Origin of the sequence: Curtobacterium sp. MCBD17_032 (assembly GCF_003234855.1) — a bacterium.
GTDB lineage: Bacteria > Actinomycetota > Actinomycetes > Actinomycetales > Microbacteriaceae > Curtobacterium.
The window spans coordinates 109,542-124,954 of record NZ_QKTO01000005.1 but is presented as its reverse complement, the minus strand read 5'-3'; the positions used below and the strand labels follow the sequence as shown (position 1 = coordinate 124,954).

Annotated in this window: 17 protein-coding genes and 1 other RNA gene; 12 read left to right on the top strand and 6 right to left on the bottom strand. The window is 73.2% G+C overall.

Annotation, left to right across the window (positions count from 1 at the left end; translation table 11 throughout):
- The first annotated feature begins 120 nt into the window (after nucleotides 1–120).
- The 3 genes from DEI91_RS09400 (at nucleotide 121) to DEI91_RS09390 (ending at nucleotide 2,530) form a co-directional block, all read left to right on the top strand.
- On the top strand, nucleotides 121–720 hold the full coding sequence (locus tag DEI91_RS09400) for a hypothetical protein (protein ID WP_111052045.1): 600 nt from the start codon (nucleotides 121–123) through the stop codon (nucleotides 718–720).
- 10 nt (nucleotides 721–730) lie between these two features.
- A complete protein-coding gene (locus tag DEI91_RS09395; RefSeq protein ID WP_111052044.1) occupies nucleotides 731–1,408 on the top strand; it encodes an RES family NAD+ phosphorylase in 678 nt (225 codons plus the stop codon).
- Nucleotides 1,409–1,528: 120 nt separating this feature from the next.
- Entirely contained in the window at nucleotides 1,529–2,530 is a 1,002-nt protein-coding gene (locus tag DEI91_RS09390) for a hypothetical protein (protein ID WP_111052134.1), read from the top strand.
- Nucleotides 2,531–2,601: 71 nt separating this feature from the next.
- Here DEI91_RS09390 and DEI91_RS09385 read toward each other — a convergent pair whose 3' ends face one another.
- Nucleotides 2,602–3,177, bottom strand: a complete 576-nt coding sequence (locus DEI91_RS09385; protein WP_111052043.1) for a GIY-YIG nuclease family protein — start codon at nucleotides 3,175–3,177, stop codon at nucleotides 2,602–2,604.
- 84 nt (nucleotides 3,178–3,261) lie between these two features.
- Nucleotides 3,262–4,212 carry a siderophore-interacting protein gene (locus DEI91_RS09380; protein ID WP_111052042.1) on the bottom strand — a complete coding sequence of 317 codons (951 nt, stop codon included), beginning with the start codon at nucleotides 4,210–4,212 and terminating at the stop codon, nucleotides 3,262–3,264.
- Nucleotides 4,213–4,288: 76 nt separating this feature from the next.
- Between DEI91_RS09380 and DEI91_RS09375 the strand changes: the two genes are divergently transcribed.
- The 8 genes from DEI91_RS09375 (at nucleotide 4,289) to DEI91_RS09340 (ending at nucleotide 12,511) form a co-directional block, all read left to right on the top strand.
- Nucleotides 4,289–4,957, top strand: a complete 669-nt coding sequence (locus tag DEI91_RS09375; RefSeq protein ID WP_111052041.1) for a heme oxygenase (biliverdin-producing) — start codon at nucleotides 4,289–4,291, stop codon at nucleotides 4,955–4,957.
- Nucleotides 4,958–5,096: 139 nt separating this feature from the next.
- Entirely contained in the window at nucleotides 5,097–7,754 is a 2,658-nt protein-coding gene (locus DEI91_RS09370; RefSeq protein WP_111052040.1) for a phosphoenolpyruvate carboxylase, read from the top strand.
- A gap of 110 nt (nucleotides 7,755–7,864) precedes the next feature.
- Nucleotides 7,865–8,203 carry an STAS domain-containing protein gene (locus tag DEI91_RS09365; RefSeq protein ID WP_111052039.1) on the top strand — a complete coding sequence of 113 codons (339 nt, stop codon included), beginning with the start codon at nucleotides 7,865–7,867 and terminating at the stop codon, nucleotides 8,201–8,203.
- Nucleotides 8,194–8,622, top strand: coding sequence for an ATP-binding protein (locus DEI91_RS09360; RefSeq protein ID WP_111052038.1), 429 nt, complete (start codon nucleotides 8,194–8,196; stop codon nucleotides 8,620–8,622). Before DEI91_RS09365 ends, DEI91_RS09360 begins: the two co-directional genes overlap by 10 nt.
- 66 nt (nucleotides 8,623–8,688) lie before the next feature.
- Nucleotides 8,689–9,648 carry a helix-turn-helix domain-containing protein gene (locus DEI91_RS09355; protein WP_181439545.1) on the top strand — a complete coding sequence of 320 codons (960 nt, stop codon included), beginning with the start codon at nucleotides 8,689–8,691 and terminating at the stop codon, nucleotides 9,646–9,648.
- Between the two features lie 141 nt (nucleotides 9,649–9,789).
- Nucleotides 9,790–10,902, top strand: a complete 1,113-nt coding sequence (locus DEI91_RS09350; protein WP_111052036.1) for a hypothetical protein — start codon at nucleotides 9,790–9,792, stop codon at nucleotides 10,900–10,902.
- Between the two features lie 38 nt (nucleotides 10,903–10,940).
- Entirely contained in the window at nucleotides 10,941–11,774 is an 834-nt protein-coding gene (locus DEI91_RS09345; protein ID WP_111052035.1) for a Nif3-like dinuclear metal center hexameric protein, read from the top strand.
- A gap of 2 nt (nucleotides 11,775–11,776) precedes the next feature.
- Nucleotides 11,777–12,511: a zinc ribbon domain-containing protein gene (locus DEI91_RS09340; protein WP_111052034.1), complete on the top strand. Its 735-nt coding sequence runs from the start codon at nucleotides 11,777–11,779 to the stop codon at nucleotides 12,509–12,511.
- A gap of 58 nt (nucleotides 12,512–12,569) precedes the next feature.
- Here the strand turns inward: DEI91_RS09340 and rnpB are convergent.
- The 3 genes from rnpB to map form a co-directional block, all read right to left on the bottom strand.
- Nucleotides 12,570–12,930, bottom strand: an RNA gene (gene rnpB, locus DEI91_RS09335) — RNase P RNA component class A.
- A 320-nt stretch (nucleotides 12,931–13,250) separates the two neighbouring features.
- Nucleotides 13,251–14,003 carry a polyphosphate--glucose phosphotransferase gene (gene ppgK / locus DEI91_RS09330; RefSeq protein WP_111052033.1) on the bottom strand — a complete coding sequence of 251 codons (753 nt, stop codon included), beginning with the start codon at nucleotides 14,001–14,003 and terminating at the stop codon, nucleotides 13,251–13,253.
- Between the two features lie 43 nt (nucleotides 14,004–14,046).
- Complete coding sequence (gene map / locus DEI91_RS09325) at nucleotides 14,047–14,910, bottom strand: type I methionyl aminopeptidase (protein WP_111052032.1); 864 nt, start codon at nucleotides 14,908–14,910, stop codon at nucleotides 14,047–14,049.
- Between the two features lie 69 nt (nucleotides 14,911–14,979).
- Here map and DEI91_RS09320 point away from each other — a divergent pair, with 69 nt between their 5' ends.
- A complete protein-coding gene (locus DEI91_RS09320) occupies nucleotides 14,980–15,165 on the top strand; it encodes an SPOR domain-containing protein (RefSeq protein ID WP_111052031.1) in 186 nt (61 codons plus the stop codon).
- A 21-nt stretch (nucleotides 15,166–15,186) separates the two neighbouring features.
- On the opposite strand, the gene DEI91_RS09315 is transcribed toward DEI91_RS09320, so the two are convergent.
- Nucleotides 15,187–15,399, bottom strand: coding sequence for a CDGSH iron-sulfur domain-containing protein (locus DEI91_RS09315; RefSeq protein ID WP_309148051.1), 213 nt, complete (start codon nucleotides 15,397–15,399; stop codon nucleotides 15,187–15,189).
- Between the last annotated feature and the right edge of the window lie 14 nt (nucleotides 15,400–15,413).

The following is a 15,413-nucleotide window of genomic DNA, read 5'->3' as shown; positions in this document are numbered from 1 at the left end:
CCGGACGCGCACCGCGCCTCCCGTCCGGCGGTCGGGGGAGCGGAACCGGCAGGACGGGTTGACACGGTTGTCGCCACGCGCGTAGCGTGTGGTTGACACGGTTGACGACAGGAGTCCGGTTTGGAATCGACACTGCACCGCTCGGCCACCCGCGGTGCGAGCGCTCGCTCCGGCGCCACGGCCGACGCGGACCGCCGCGCGGGCCGGGGGCTCTCCGCCACCGAGACCGCACTGGTCGAGGCGGTCACCGACCTCGTCCGGCAGGGCCGGGCGGACGGCGCGCTCTCCGACGCCGCGGACGTCGACGCGCTGGCCGAACGCATGCTCGCCGCCCTGCCCGCGGTGAAGCACGAGGCGGACGCCCTCATCGGGCCGTTCTACGACACGACCTCGCTGGCGACCTGGCGTGGTGTGAGCCGGCAGGCGATCCACAAGGCGAGCCAGAAGCGCGACCTGCTCGGCCTGAAGATCGGGGACGGCACCCGCATCTTCCCGTCGTTCCAGTTCGGTGCCTCCGGCGCCCCGCTCCCGCACCTGCGGGAGGTCCTCGACCTGCTCGACCGCGACGGCATCGACCCGTGGGGCAGCGCGCTCTGGTTGAACACCGTCGCCGACGAGTTCGGCGGGACGTCCGCCGCCCAGGCGCTCCGGGACGGGCGTGTGCAGCCCGTGCTCACTGCCGCCCGTCGCGCGGCGAACGCCTGGCACGCGGACGCCTGAGCCGCGCGCGATGACCCCGGCACACGAGCCCCGGCGCAGCGACGTCGCCCAGCAGCCCCCGGACGCGGACGTCGACCTGTCGGCCTTCCCCGCGGCGGAGTCGCGCGGCACCACCTTCTACCGGGCGAAGCGGCACGACCGCGGTGCCTGGTGGTTCGCCTCGACCCCGGCGGACGCGGACGGGATCGCCGGCGGGCGGTTCGACCTCGCCGCACCACGCGGCACCTGCTACTGGGCGGACTCGGTCGAGGTCGCCGTCCGGGAGCGCCTCGCGCACCACACCCTGACCACGAACACCGTCTTCGCCGCTCGCGCCCGCGAGATGGTCGTCGTCGCCGCACGGGCCTCCCGCGGACGCCGCTTCGCCGACGTCACCGACCCGACCGCGGTCCGGTCCGGGGTCGGTGCCGAGCTGCAGACGATGGGGGACTACCGGGTGCCGCAGGCGTGGGCCCGGGCGTTCGACGCGGCCGGGTTCGCGGGCATCCGCTACAGCACCCGCTTCACCAGCGCTGCGGCGGCGAACGCGTGGGCCGTCTTCGGCAGCGCCGGCGTACCGAAGCGGCCTCGGCCGGAGCGCGTGCACCGCGACGGCATCACCGCCTGCCGCGAGTCCGGGATCCGCGTGCTCGACGACGGGTCCGACGCCGGTCCCGAGCGGTTCACGTTCGTCACCCCGCCGACCTGATCGCAGCGGTCCGCGTCGGCGTCCGCGGCGCCGGCCGCTCGGTGTCGGCCGAGCCGGTCCGGTCGGTGTCGGCAAGGGCCGAACCGGTCGGTGTCGGTGGCTCGTCCTACCGTGCCGCTCGTGGCCGAACCAGTCGATGCGTGGTGGCGCCGCCGACAGTGGTCGCGCGGCGTCCCGGTGCCCTACGCGGTGGGGGAGTTCCGAGCCGAGTGGGCGTCGTGGCCGGTCCTCGTCCGGCAGTACCACCCCGAGTGGAACGCCGGCGTCGTCCTCACCCAGGTGCCGCCGGCCGCCGACGTCCTGCTGACCTGGGAGTGCGACGTCGGTCACGTCTTCGTCGCGACGCCGTCGGAGCAGCGGTCCCGGCCGGGGCGGGAGCGCCGACGGTCCGTCTGGTGCCCGGAGTGCGCGGTGCTCGCGCAGCCGCAGCGCTGGCCCGTCCTGCCGGAGGACTGGCCGAGCGGGGTCCCCGTCCCGCAGCGCGCCGTGCGCACGACCGGTCGGCAGACGCTGCCGGCGGCGCCCGCGCGCGGTGGTGCCCGCGCCGTCGCCACCGGGGCCTCCTCGTCCGCGGTGCCGAGTGGCGCGGTGGCGTCGACGCGTCGGGGGAGCCGCCGCACCGGACGGATCGGCGATGCCCGCTCAGCCGCACCCCGGACCATCTGCCCGAAGACCCCGCGCCTGCCGTCGGGGGAGTCCTTCATCAGTCGGTGTGCCCCGGCGCCGGCCTCGGCGGTCGAGGCGGAGCTCCGCGCGGCCCTGCGCGACCGACTCGACCTGACCTTCGACCACACCGCGATCCGCCTCGACCGACCGTTCCACGAGCACGTCGAGGTCTGGCCGGACATCGTGCTGCCGGAGCTCCGCGTGGCGATCGAGTACGACTCGACCGGTCGGCACGGGCTCGAGCACGTGGGCTCCCGCGAGGACTCCGACCGCCGGAAGGACCGCGCCACCCGTGCGGTCGGCTGGGAGGTCGTGCGCATCCGCACCGGTCGGCTGCCGGCTCTCGGGCCGTGGGACCTGCAGGTGTCCGGTGTGTCCGGCCGGACGGTCGACCGGCTCGTCGACGTCCTGCGGGAGATCCGCGGCCCGCTCTTCGTCGACGCCTACGCCCGCTGACCGCGCTCGCGCCGGAACGCCGGCGCCGGAGCGCCGGTGCCTCGTTCTGGCCCGGAGCATGAGCGCCTCGTTCAGGCCCGGAGCGCGAGCGCCTCGCTCACCCATCGCGTGTGCAGCGCCCACGGGTCCGGCACGCCCGCCGCGACCGTGGCGACATGGGCCAGGAGCTCCGGCGTCACCCGGAACCACTCCGTGCCCGGGTAGCGCGAAGCCGCGAACTCCGCGTGTCGTCGCCGTTCGAGGCTCCGGTCGCCCCGCTCGAACCCGAGCAGGTCCTGGTGTGCGATCCGCCCGAGCCGCTGCCGCGGGTTCGCCGTCGTGCCGATCTTCACCCGGTCCCCCGTGTCGTCGCGCATCCGCAGGTAGTAGACGACGTCGACCCGCGGAGCGCCGAGCTCCCCGTCCGGGACGTCGCCGAACCGCCACTCACAGACGGCACACACGGCCCCGGACGGGAACCGCACGCCGGTGCGCCCGCCACAGACGATGCACGGGCCCGGCAGCAGGTCCTCGACGCCGACGTGTTCCGCGGCGAAGTCGCTCACCAGGGTGACGTGGCCGGCGCACAGCGGCACGGGAGCGCCGACCGCCGGCGGGGTGTCGCACCCGGGCACGCAGCAGCGCGGGACGTCTCGGGAACGGGCCATGCGCGGGACGCTACCGGCGGCCACCGACGCGGGCCGGGGTTCCCGTCCGTCCGGTCGTCCGTCCAGTGGTCGCGCCGACGACGCTCAGTCCTCGAAGACCACGCCGACGGGCTCGCGCTTCTCCTCCTGGAACCGGTCCTCGGCGCGCCCGAGCGCCCAGTAGGCCGACAGCGACATGTCCGCCTTCTCCAGTCCCCAGTCGTCCTGCAGCACACGACGGATCGCCTTGATCGCGGCACGCTCGCCGTGCGCGAAGACGCGGACCGGCCGGGAGGGCCGGGGCAGCTCCCGGGTCGCGGCGAGCAGCAGCGTGCCCGGCGCGGCCCCGACCGCGTCGCGGTGCAGCCAGCGCAGCGTGACGCCCGTCGGGTGCACGAGCGGCTGTTCGTCGGCGGGGCCGGCCACCTCGACCAGGGCGACGCCCGAGGCGGCGGGGTGCATCGCCTCCAGGGCGGCGCCGATCGCGGGCAGGGCGCTGTCGTCGCCGAGCAGCACGTGCGTGACGGTCGGGTCGGTCGGAGGCGCGTACCCGCCGCCGGGGCCGGACAGGGCGATGCGGTCCCCGGGCCGCGCGGCGACGGCCCAGGGGCCGGCGATCCCGTCGTCGCCGTGGCCGACCGCCGTGCTGCTCTCCGAGGTGTGGCCGGCTCCGGTGTGCCCGGCTCCGACCTGCCCGGCTCCGGTGTGCCCGGCTCCGGAGTGCCCGGCTCCGGAGTGCACGACGAAGTCGATCGCGATCGTGCGCGCAACCGGGTCGACCGCGCGCACCGTGTACGTGCGGCGGGCGGGCAGGTCCGCCTTCGGCATGGTCGCACGCAGGGCCTCCAGGTCGTACGGCGGCTGCAGACCGGTGCCCGGCGCCGGCAGCAGCAGCTTCACGTACTTGTCCGTCATCGCCAGGCGGTCGGGGTCCGCTCCGGCGACGAACGCCTCGTACCCGGGCCCGCCGAGGTGCACACGGACCATGTGCGGGGTGAGTCGTTCGGTGCGGTCGACGACCAGGACGTGCTGCGGGCGGTTCGGCTTCGGGCTCATCGGCGACGAGGGTCCTTTCCTCAGGTCTTCCCGTCGGGACGTGACGACGGACACCAGGTGAGGTTAGCCTCACCTCATGAGCACGAACGTCGTCCCGTTCTCCGAGGCGCTGCGCGTCCGGACCCGGCGCTCGCACGGCGTCTCGGCCGGACACGGCTTCATGCACGACCTCGTCGAGGGGCGGTGCGACGTCGCCGACTACGCGGCGCTGCTCGGGCAGTACGCCTTCGTGTACGACGCGCTCGAGCGCGCGGCGGACCGGATGGCGGACCACCCGGTCGCGGCTCCGTTCGTGACGAGCCGGTTGACGCGCATGCCCGGCATCCGGGCCGACCTCGAGTACCTGGTCGGGCCGGACTGGGACGAGCTGCTCACGCCGCTGCCGGCGACCACGGCCTACGTGCGCCGGCTCAACGAGGTCGCGGCGACGTGGCCGGGCGGGCTCGTCGCCCACCACTACACGCGGTACCTCGGCGACCTGACCGGCGGCCATGCCATCGGACGGTTGCTCGCCGACCAGTTCGGGTTCGAGACGAACGGCGTCCTGCTGTGGATCTTCGACCAGGTGGCCGACCCGGCGGCGTTCACGGAGACGTACCGCGCGGAGCTCGACGCGGCACCGTGGACCGAGGACGAGCGGGAGCGCGTCATCGCGGAGGTCGACCTCGCGTACCGGCTCGACGCCGGGTTGCTCGCGGCGGTCGACGGCACCCGGCTGCCGTCCGTCCTCGCCGACCCGGCCTGACCCCCGACCGCCGCCCGGTGCGCCGCCCGTCCGGACGGTCGTCGTCACGGAGCCGCTGTGCCCGGTACGCTGCTGCCACGCCGGGACAGCCCGGACCGACCCGGGCGGGACAGCCCGGACCGACCCGGGAAGGACCTCCATGACGACGATCGACGGCTCGACGCGCCACGGACGGGCGCGTGACGACGTCAGCGGAGCGGTCGACAGCGACCTGCGTGCGGACGTCCGCTACCTCGGCGCCCTGCTCGGCCGGGTGCTCAGCGAGACCGGCGGGGACGACCTGCTGCGGGACGTCGAGTCGCTGCGCCAGGCGGTCATCTCCGCGTACGAGGGCACCGACGCCGACGGAGCCGCACGGGCCGAGGCGGTCGTCGCCGGGTTCTCCGCGGAACGCGCCGAAGAGGTCGCCCGCGCCTTCACGTCGTACTTCCACCTCGTCAACCTCGCCGAGGAACACCACCGGGTCCGCGTGCTCCGGTCCCGCGGTGACGACGGCGGGCTGCCGGGGGACTCCTTCCCGGCGACCTTCGTCGAGCTCGTCGACCAGGTCGGCGCCGACGAGGCCGCCGCGCGGCTCGAGGGCCTGCGCTTCCACCCGGTCCTCACCGCGCACCCGACCGAGGCCCGTCGTCGCGCGGTGACCACGGGCGTCCGTCGGATCACGGACCTCATCGACGAGCGCGACCGCACGAAGAACGCCACCGCCCGCGCCGAGAACGAGCGACGCCTGCTCGAGGAGATCGCCACGCTGCTGCGCACCTCGCCGCTGCGCACCACCCGCCCGACCCCACTGGACGAGGTCCGGACCGCGATGAGCGTGTTCGACCAGACCCTGTTCGAGATCGTCCCGCAGGTCTACCGCCTGCTCGACGACCGCCTGCAGGGGGACGACGCCGGCCGCGCCCCGGTGCAGGCGCCCGCATTCGTCCGGTTCGGCACGTGGATCGGTGGCGACCGCGACGGCAACCCGCACGTCACCGCCGACGTCACCCGCCAGGCCGCCGAGATCGCGGCCGAGCACATCCTGCTCGGCCTGACCCGTGCCGCCACCCGCATCGGCAGCGCGCTGACGCTCGACGCCGACCACACCCCCGCGGACGCCGGCCTCACCGCCCTCGTCGCCGCCCAGGAGACGCTCGACCCGGAGGTCGCCGAGCGCATCGGCATCCGTGCGCCGAACGAGACCCACCGCCGGGCGCTGCTGTTCATCGCCGCCCGCATCGACGCGACCCGCCGCGACGACCGCCCGCTCGCGTACGGCGGGCCGGAGGAGCTCCTCACCGACCTCCGCGTGGTGCAGGCGTCGCTGACCGCAGCCGGTGCCGTCCGTGCCGCGAACGGCGAGCTGCAGAACCTCGTGTGGCAGGTCGAGACCTTCGGCTTCCACCTCGCCGAGCTCGAGGTCCGGCAGCACTCGCAGGTCCACCGCACCGCCCTCGCCGAGATCCGCGCCGGGGGACCGCGCAGCGAGATGACGGAGGAGGTCCTCGCCGTCTTCCGGACCATCGCCGACCTGCAGCGCCGCTACGGTGTCCGCTCGGCGAGCCGGTACATCGTCTCGTTCACGCAGTCCGCCGCGGACCTCGCGAACGTGCACGAGCTCGCGGTCGCCGCGCTCGGTTCGGTCGAGGCCGCCCCGGTGCTCGACGTCATCCCGCTCTTCGAGACCTTCGCCGACCTGCACGCCAGCGTCGACATCCTGGACGAGGCCGTCCGGACCGAGCCGTTCCAGCGACGCCTCGCGGCGACCGGTCGGCGACTCGAGGTCATGCTCGGCTACTCCGACTCGTCGAAGGACGTCGGGCCGGTCTCGGCGAACCTCGCCCTCTACGACGCCCAGGCGCGCATCGCGACGTGGGCCGCGGCGAACGACGTCGAACTGACGTTGTTCCACGGCCGCGGCGGGTCGCTCGGCCGTGGCGGTGGCCCGGCCAACGAGGCCGTGCTCGCGCAGCCGCCGGGGTCGATCGACGGCCGCCTGAAGCTGACGGAGCAGGGCGAGGTGATCTTCGCCCAGTACGGGGACCAGGACATCGCCGCTCGGCACCTCGAGCAGATGGCGTCCGCGACGCTGTTCGCGTCCTCACCGTCCAACGAGGCCCGCACCGCCGCTGCCGCCGAGCGCTTCGCCGACCTGGCGCAGCAGCTCGACGACGTCTCGCGCGCCGCGTTCTACGACCTCGTCAAGGCAGACGGGTTCGCACCGTGGTTCGCGCGGGTCACCCCGATGGAGGAGCTCGGGCTCCTGCCACTCGGGTCCCGTCCGGCCCGCCGCGGTCTCAGCGTCGAGTCCCTCGAGGACCTCCGGGCCATCCCGTGGGTGTTCTCGTGGACGCAGGCCCGCATCAACCTCGCCGGCTGGTACGGCCTCGGGTCTGCGCTCGAGGCGGTCGGGGACCTCGAGCTGCTGCGCACCGCCGCCGCCGAGTGGCCGCTCTTCGCCGCCCTGGTCAAGAACGTCGAGATGTCCCTCGCGAAGACCGACGTGCAGATCGCCCGCCGGTACCTCGAGCTCGCGGACCGTGGTGACCTCGGCCAGAAGGTCCTCGACGAGATGGACCGCACGCGCTCGTGGGTCCTGCGGATCAGCGGCGCCGATGACGTCCTGCAGGACCGTCCCGTGCTCGCACGGGCCGTCCGGCTGCGTTCCCCGTACGTCGACGCCCTGTCGCACCTGCAGCTCCGGGCGCTCCGGTCGATCCGCACCTCCGGCAGCACCGACACGACCGACGCGGACCACCGTCTGCTGCTGTTGACGGTGAACGGGATCGCCGCCGGGCTGCAGAACACCGGCTGATCCCCCCGGACCGGGGTCGCCGGAGTCAGCGCGTCCTGTTCCCCCGGTCGTCGACAATCGGTAGCCTCCCTGGAAGGCACGCGCACGTTCTCGAGGAGGCCCCGGAGACAATGGACATCGTCGTACACGAAGCCGGCACGGAAGCGGCGGTGCTCGAGTGCTCGGGCCGCCTCAACATGGTGTCGGCGCCCACGTTCCGCGAGACGGTCGCGTCCGTGATCGAGGGTGGTCGCCCCCGCGTCGCCGTCGAGCTGTCGAAGGTCGAGTTCCTCGACTCCTCGGGGCTCGGCGCACTCGTCGGGGCGTTGAAGACCGCGCGGCAGGCCGGCGGTGACCTCCGGATCGCGGCGCCCTCCGAGCAGGTCGCGATGGTGCTGAAGCTGTCGAACATCGACAAGATCCTCCGCAGCTACGCTGACGGCGACGAAGCCGTCAGCGAATGGGTCTGACCGGGGCCGTCGTGGGCGAACACCGACTCGACTTCGCCTCGCCGCCCGACGACGTCTCCTCCGTTCACGACTTCCTCGCCGACGTCTGGACCTGCGAACCGGCGATCAGTGCCGAGGACCGCATGGCACTCGAGCTGGCGATCATCGAACTCGCGTCGAACGTCATCGAGCACGCGACCGCCGGGGTCCCGCTGACCTGCTCCCTGACGCTGGCGGTCGCGTCGGACGCGCTGGAGGCCCGGATCACCGACGACGGCCGTCCCGCCGCCGTCGACGTGGCCGGTGCGACCCTGCCCGACGAGTTCGCCGAGAGCGGCCGGGGGTTGGCCCTCGTGCAGATGGTCGTGGACGAGCTCCGCTACGACCGTCTCGGCGACGAGAACCGGTGGACGGTCCGGAAGGCCACCCGCGCCGCGTGAGCCGCTTCCCGCACCGGGTCGATGCGGATTGATGGACTCCGTCCAGCACGTGCCAGCATTCCGGTGATGAGCGTGCCCTCCGACCCCCGGACCGTCGTCGAGACGACCGGGACCGACCTGGACGCTGCGCGGGCGGTGTTCGAGGACGCGTACGGCGCATCGGGTTTCCTCCCCGAGCGGTCGGGACGGTCCTTCGGGTACCGCTTCCGGACGGTCGGCGACGCGACGATGTCCTTCCGTTCCACCCGGTTCGACGCCCGCATGCTCGGCGAGGTCGCATCACCCGACGAGTTCGTGGTGACGTGGGTGAGCGACGGGGGCGGTCTGATCGACCTCGGGCGTGACGAGGTCCCACTCGTCCCCGGACGCCCGGTGGTGTTCCCGTCGGACCGTCCGTTCCGCTTCGACCTGAGGGACGTCCGGCAGAACCTCGTGCAGCTGGACCGCACCGTCCTGGAGCGGGTCGCCGCCGAGGTCCGCGGCGCCGAGCCCGGAACCGTCGTGCTCGACCACGCGGTCGCACCCGGCGTGCAGGCGGTCCGCGCATGGAACCACCACGTGCAGGAGGCTGCGCGGATCGTCCTCGGCGCCGCACCGGTGTCCGTGCTCGCCCTCACCGAGCTCGCCCGCCGGACCGCCTTCGCCCTGCTCAGCACCTTCCCGCACCACGTCGTCACCCGCGAGGTCCCGGTCCCCGTCGGTGCCACGGGCCGGGTGCGCGCGGCGGTGGAGTACATGCACGCGGTCGCGAACACCCCGATCACCACGACGGACGTCGCCGAGCACGTCGGGCTCAGCGTCCGTGGGCTCCAGCAGGCCTTCCAGCGCCAGATCGGGGTCGCTCCGAACGCCATGTTGCGCGGCATCCGCCTCGACCGGGTCCGTGACGAGCTCCGAGCGGCGTCACCCCTCGACACCACCGTCGCGACCGTCGCCGTGCAGTGGGGGTTCGCGCACCTCGGCCGGTTCTCGGCGGCCTACGCCCGTCGTTTCGGCGAGTACCCCCGCGACACGCTGCACGGCTGAGTCCGTCCAGGCCCGCCGATGCTCGGCGGCACGCCCGACATGCTCGACACGCCGCTCACGTCGCGCGCGACATGCCAGCCGATCCCGCGACACTCCGCGGATGTCCGCGGTTCCCCGCCGCGCGATATTCATACTCCTCACATGGAGACGCAGTCCGGTGCACGCACCCCCCTCGTCGACCCCTTCGGTCGGGAACTCGAGGAGTGGTTGCGTGACGCCCCGGCGACGCGCTCCCCGTACGTGGCCGACCTCGTCGTGCCGCCGGTCACCGGACCCGTCCGTCGTCCGGTGCTGCCCGCGGTCGAGCTCGCAGACGGGTCCGCGGTCGAGCTCGCAGACGAATCCGCGGTCGTCGAGCAGCCCGCCGCGTCCGACGCGCAGGCCGACGCCGGTGGACACCCGGACGACCGCGCGTTCCGCCGTGACCGCGCGCGGCACGTCGCGGTCTGCGCCCCCTCGTTCCCGGAACCGCCCGAGCGTCTCGCCCTCCGCTTCGACGACCTCGCCGTCGCCGTGAGCGCAGCGAGTGGCCGCACCACGATCGAGCGCATCGACCTGCTCGAGGACGAGGTCCGGGTCCGCGACGAGGACCTCGCGCGTCTCGCCGCGTGGGAGGCCGTCGTCGCCGGGCTGTCCGACACCGAGGTCTCCGCGGCCGAGGTCGCCGGAGCACGGGCCTTCGCCCGCGAGGTGTTCGCCGACCTCCTCGCCGACGCCGCACTCGAGACCGAGCGTCGCGAGCGGGCTGCCCTGCGCCGCGCCGCGACCGCGCCGGTCCTGGTCGGCGCCGTCCGTCCGCTGCTGCCGGCGCCGCACCGTGCGGTGGCCGACCCGGTCGCGTTCGACCTGCCCGCAGACCTCGACGACGCAGCCGAGGCGGTGCCTGCCCCGCAGACGACCGTCGGACCGCGCGCCGCCGTCCGGCCGGTGTCGGGCCTCCGGTCCGTCGCCCCCGTCTCGCCGCCGCTGTCGGCGTCGGGTCGCCCCACCCCGCTCGTCCAGCCGGTCACCGGCCCGACCGTCGTCGACCCCGAGGCGTTCGCCGCCGTGCTCCGCGCCCACACGGGCGAGCACCCGGTGGTCTCGGTCGCCGTCCCGGTGGCGGCACCCGTCGTACCGGACACCGTGGTCGGCACGCCGGTCGACGACGCCGACACCGGCCGGGAGGCCCGTGTCGCCGACGCGACGACCGCCAGCCCCGGCTGGTGGTCGCGTCTCGTCGCCCGCTTCCTGCACCTCGTCGGTCGACGCTGACACCCGGAGCGGCCCCGGCGCCTCGGTACACTGACGGGATGCCGACGCTCCGAGAACTGCAGTCCGTCGTCGAGTCGCTGTGGCCGGCGGCCGGAGCGGAGTCATGGGACGCCGTCGGCCTCGTCGCCGGGGACCCCGACGCGGTGGTCGAGCACGTCCACCTCGCCGTGGACGCCGTCCCCGACACCGCGCGCGAAGCGGTCGCGGCCGGCGCGGACCTGCTCCTCACGCACCACCCGCTCCTGCTCCGCGGTGTGACGACCATCGACGAGTCCACCTACAAGGGATCGGTGCTCGCGACGCTGGTCCGGGGTGGCTGCGGCCTGCTCGCGGCCCACACGAACGCCGACGTCGTCACCACCGGGACGTCGGCCGTGCTCGCGGACCGGATCGGGCTCGAGGAGCAGCGTCCCCTCGACCCGGCGGCCGACGGGACCACCGGGATCGGCCGGGTCGGCGTCCTGTCCGACCCGATGCCGCTCGGTGCGCTCGCCCGACGCATCGTCGATGTACTGCCCGCCACCGCGACCGGCGTCCGCGTCTCCGGGGCGTACGACCACCCGGTGCGGACCGTCGCCCTCTGCGCCGGGGCGGGGGACTCCTACCTCGCGCACCCCGCCGTCCGGGCCGCCGACGTCTACGTCACGAGTGACCTCCGGCACCACCCGGCGTCCGAGTTCCGCGAACAGGCACTGCTCACCGACGGCCCGGCGCTCATCGACACGTCGCACTGGGCCACTGAGTGGCTCTGGCTGGACGTCGCCGCCGCGCAGCTGCGCGCAGCGGCCGGGGTGCGCGTGACCGTGAGCGACCTCCGTACCGACCCGTGGGACTTCGCCGTCCTGCCATCCGCACCCAACGAAGGAGCCTGACCATGAAGGCAGCACCCGAGGACCAGGCCACCCTGCTCGACCTCCAGCGACTCGACAACGACATCACGCGGCTGGCGCACCGGATCAGCTCGCTGCAGAAGGGCGAGCACCTCACCGAGCTCGGCACCCGCGCGGCCGCCCTGCGCGCGCAGCTCGTCGTCGCCGTCGGCGAGGTGGAGGACGCCGAGCGCGACCTCGCCCGGCTCGAGTCCGACACCGCGACCGCGCAGGCCCGTGTCGAACGGGACACGACGCTGCTGCAGAACGTCGGCAGCGCGAAGGACGCCGCCGGGCTGCAGAACGAGCTCGACTCGTTGAACCGGCGCATCGGTGACCTCGAGACGCAGGAGCTCGAGGTGATGGAGACGCTGGACCGCCTCCGGGCCCGCGTGGGCGACGTCGAAGCGCAGCTCGCGGAGCTCGACGGGGAGCGGGGACGGCTCATGGGCGTCCGCGACGACGGCATCGCCCGCTTCGAGAAGGACCGTGTCGCGGCGGTGCAGGCGCGGGCTGACGTGGCCGCGGCGGTCCCGGCCGACCTGCTCGCCCTGTACGAGCGGCAGCGTGCGCGGTACGGCTTCGGCGCCTCGCTCCTGCAGGGCGGCGTGTCGACCGCGTCCGGGGTGACGCTGACGAACTCCGACCTCGCGGCGATCCGGGCCGCGGCGCCGGACGACGTCGTGCTCTGCCCGGACAGCGACGCGATCCTGGTGCGGACGGCGGAGTCCGGCTTGTAGACCGACGACGACGGCCCCCGACACCTCGCGGTGTCGGGGGCCGTGCCGGTGGTCGAGGCGAACGGGCCGGCCGTACGCCGGGTTCTGTCCCGCGACGTGCGTCGCGGTGACGGCCATCTCTCTCGGACCGACGTTGCCGTCGGCCTCCAGCGGTCTACCCGAGGACTCGGCGAGCAGCCTCGACGTCCTCTGTCTGACCTTGCTCCGGGCGAGGTTTACCGAGCGGATCCGGTCACCCGGACCCCTGGTGGTCTCTTACACCACCGTTTCACCCTTACCGACGTCACCGCCGGCGGTCTGCTTTCTGTGGCACTGTCTCGCGGATTGCTCCGGGTGGGTGTTACCCACCGCCCTGCTCTGTGGAGCCCGGACGTTCCTCGGCACTCCCGGGGGAGTGACGCGACCGTCTCACCGACCCGTTCGCTGAACACATACTACGGGTCCGACGCGACCGTGCAGCGCAGGATGGTCGGCGACCTGTTCGCTGTTGACGTCCTGCGGGTTCGACGCGACCGTGCAGTGCAGGATGGTCGGCGACCTGTTCGCTGTTGACGTCCTGCGGGTTCGACGCGACCGTGCAGTGCAGGATGGTCGGCGACCTGTTCGCTGTTGACGTCCTGCGGGTCCGACGCGACCGTGCAGTGCAGGATGGTCGGCGACCTGTTCGCTGTTGACGTCCTGCGGGTCCGACGCGACCGTGCAGCGCAGGATGGTCGGCGACCCGTTCGCTCCGAGGAGTTCAGCCGTTGCTGCGCGCGGCCAGGGTCGCGGCGCCGATGATGCCGGCGTTGTTCCGGAGCGTCGCCGGGATGATCTCGGCCTGCAGGTCGAGCAACGGCAGGAACTCCTCGTGCTGCTTCGACACCCCGCCGCCGACGACGAACAGCTCGGGGGAGAGCAGGGCCTCGAGTCGGGAGTAGTACTTCTGCAGCCGCTTCGCCCAGTGCTTCCAGGACAGGTCGTCGCGCTCCTTGGCGGCGAACGACGCCTTCGTCTCGTAGTCGACGCCGTCGATCTCGAGGTGCCCGAGCTCGGCGTTGACGATGAGCACGCCGTCGTTGATGAGCGCGGTGCCGATGCCGGTGCCGAGGGTCGTCATGATGACGAGGCCGTTCCGGCCTTCGGCGGCGCCGAACTGTTGTTCAGCGAACCCGGCGGCGTCGGCGTCGTTGACGAAGTGGATCGAACGACCGAGCTCCTTCTCGAACAGTGCCTCGGCCTCGAAGCCGATCCACTTCTTCGACACGTTCGCCGCCGACATCGTCTTGCCGTCGCGGACGATCGCCGGGAAGCACACGCCGACCGCGACGTCGGACGCCGGCGAGAGGTCGTCGAGGATGGACTTCGCCACGTCGACGATGTCCTGCGGCTTCCCGCCTTCCGGCGTCGCCTTCTTGATGCGGTCGGTCGTGAGTTGACCGGACTCGATGTCGACGATCGCGCCCTTGATGCCTGTTCCGCCGATGTCGACGCCGACTGCGAGTGAGGTCATGAGGAACGGTGCCTTCCGGTAGACGTGCTGAGGGGTGGTGCGGTCAGGAGACCGTGAGGAGTTCGGTGCCGCGTTCGGTGACGACCAGCGTGTGCTCGAACTGGGCCGTCCACGACCGGTCCCGCGTGGTGACGGTCCAGTCGTCGTCCCAGATGTCGGCGTCGATACCGCCGAGCGTCAGCATCGGTTCGATCGTGAACACCATCCCGGGCTCGATGACGGTGTCGTACCGGACGTCGTCGACGTGCGGGATGATCAGCCCGGAGTGGAACGCCCGTCCGACGCCGTGCCCGGTGTAGTCGCGGACGACGCCGTACCCGAAGCGCTTGGCGTACGACTCGATCGCGCGACCGATGACGTTCACCTGCCGGCCGGGGGCGACTGCGCGGATGCCGCGGTGCATCGCCTCCTCGGTCCGGGTCACGAGGTCCTGGACCTCCTGCGACGCCGAACCCACCACGAAGGTGCGGTTCGTGTCGCCGTGCATCCCGTCCTTGTACGCGGTGATGTCGATGTTCACGATGTCGCCGTCCTGCAGCACCGTGTCGTCCGGGATGCCGTGGCAGATGACCTCGTTGAGGGACGAGCAGAGGGACTTCGGGTACCCGCGGTAGCCGAGCGTGGAGGGGTAGGCGCCGTGCCCGGTGACGAACTCGTGGCCGATGCGGTCGAGTTCGTCCGTCGTCACGCCGGGGCGGATCGCGGCGCCGACCGCGTCGATCGCCTGCGACGCGATGCGCCCGGCGACGCGGATGCGTTCGACCTCGTCGGGCGTGTAGGTGTCACCGAGGCCGTGCTCGTGCGGTTCCACCTTGCCGACGTACTCGGGACGCTCGATGTCCTTCGGGACCGGCCGCTGCGGGGAGATCCGGCCGGCGGTCAGGTGTCCGTGTTCGTCCCGGGGCATGCGCTCCACTCTAGCCGCGGGTCGGAGGGCGCCGCCCGCGCCGTGCGGTCGGCGGGTACGGTCGGGCGCATGAGCGACGAACGCATCGAATCCCAGTGGTGGTACAACGACAAGACCGGCGAGGTCGAACAGGGCCTCAAGTCGACGAACCGGCACCACATCGGCCCGTTCGCCACGCGTGACGAGGCGGCGCACGCCCTCGACCGCATCCGCGCGAACAACGAGCGCGCCGACGCGGCCGACGCCGGAGCCTGACCTCCGGCCCGGCCTGGTCCGCTATCCGGCGGAAGGGCCCGTGTCGTCCACCGGCAGCTCCGGTTCGGTGCGGAAGCCGATGACCTTGTGCGTGCCGTCGCAGTACGGCTTCAGCACCGACTTGCCGCACCGGCAGAGCGCCACGGTGCGGCGACGCCGGGGCAGCTCCTGCCCGTCCGGCCCGAGCACCGCGACGTCGCCGCGGAGCAGGAAGGGCCCGTCGGGGTAAGCCACGATCGACGGCTCGT

What these genes read in the sequence shown, in the direction of transcription:
- DEI91_RS09395 (WP_111052044.1), top strand. Translation starts at nt 731, where the DNA reads ATGACCCCGGCACACGAGCCCCGGCGCAGCGACGTCGCCCAGCAGCCC.
- DEI91_RS09385 (WP_111052043.1), bottom strand. Translation starts at nt 3,177, where the DNA reads ATGGCCCGTTCCCGAGACGTCCCGCGCTGCTGCGTGCCCGGGTGCGAC.
- DEI91_RS09380 (WP_111052042.1), bottom strand. Translation starts at nt 4,212, where the DNA reads ATGAGCCCGAAGCCGAACCGCCCGCAGCACGTCCTGGTCGTCGACCGC.
- DEI91_RS09375 (WP_111052041.1), top strand. Translation starts at nt 4,289, where the DNA reads ATGAGCACGAACGTCGTCCCGTTCTCCGAGGCGCTGCGCGTCCGGACC.
- DEI91_RS09370 (WP_111052040.1), top strand. Translation starts at nt 5,097, where the DNA reads ATGACGACGATCGACGGCTCGACGCGCCACGGACGGGCGCGTGACGAC.
- DEI91_RS09365 (WP_111052039.1), top strand. Translation starts at nt 7,865, where the DNA reads ATGGACATCGTCGTACACGAAGCCGGCACGGAAGCGGCGGTGCTCGAG.
- DEI91_RS09360 (WP_111052038.1), top strand. Translation starts at nt 8,194, where the DNA reads ATGGGTCTGACCGGGGCCGTCGTGGGCGAACACCGACTCGACTTCGCC.
- DEI91_RS09355 (WP_181439545.1), top strand. Translation starts at nt 8,689, where the DNA reads ATGAGCGTGCCCTCCGACCCCCGGACCGTCGTCGAGACGACCGGGACC.
- DEI91_RS09350 (WP_111052036.1), top strand. Translation starts at nt 9,790, where the DNA reads ATGGAGACGCAGTCCGGTGCACGCACCCCCCTCGTCGACCCCTTCGGT.
- DEI91_RS09345 (WP_111052035.1), top strand. Translation starts at nt 10,941, where the DNA reads ATGCCGACGCTCCGAGAACTGCAGTCCGTCGTCGAGTCGCTGTGGCCG.
- DEI91_RS09340 (WP_111052034.1), top strand. Translation starts at nt 11,777, where the DNA reads ATGAAGGCAGCACCCGAGGACCAGGCCACCCTGCTCGACCTCCAGCGA.
- ppgK (WP_111052033.1), bottom strand. Translation starts at nt 14,003, where the DNA reads ATGACCTCACTCGCAGTCGGCGTCGACATCGGCGGAACAGGCATCAAG.
- map (WP_111052032.1), bottom strand. Translation starts at nt 14,910, where the DNA reads ATGCCCCGGGACGAACACGGACACCTGACCGCCGGCCGGATCTCCCCG.
- DEI91_RS09320 (WP_111052031.1), top strand. Translation starts at nt 14,980, where the DNA reads ATGAGCGACGAACGCATCGAATCCCAGTGGTGGTACAACGACAAGACC.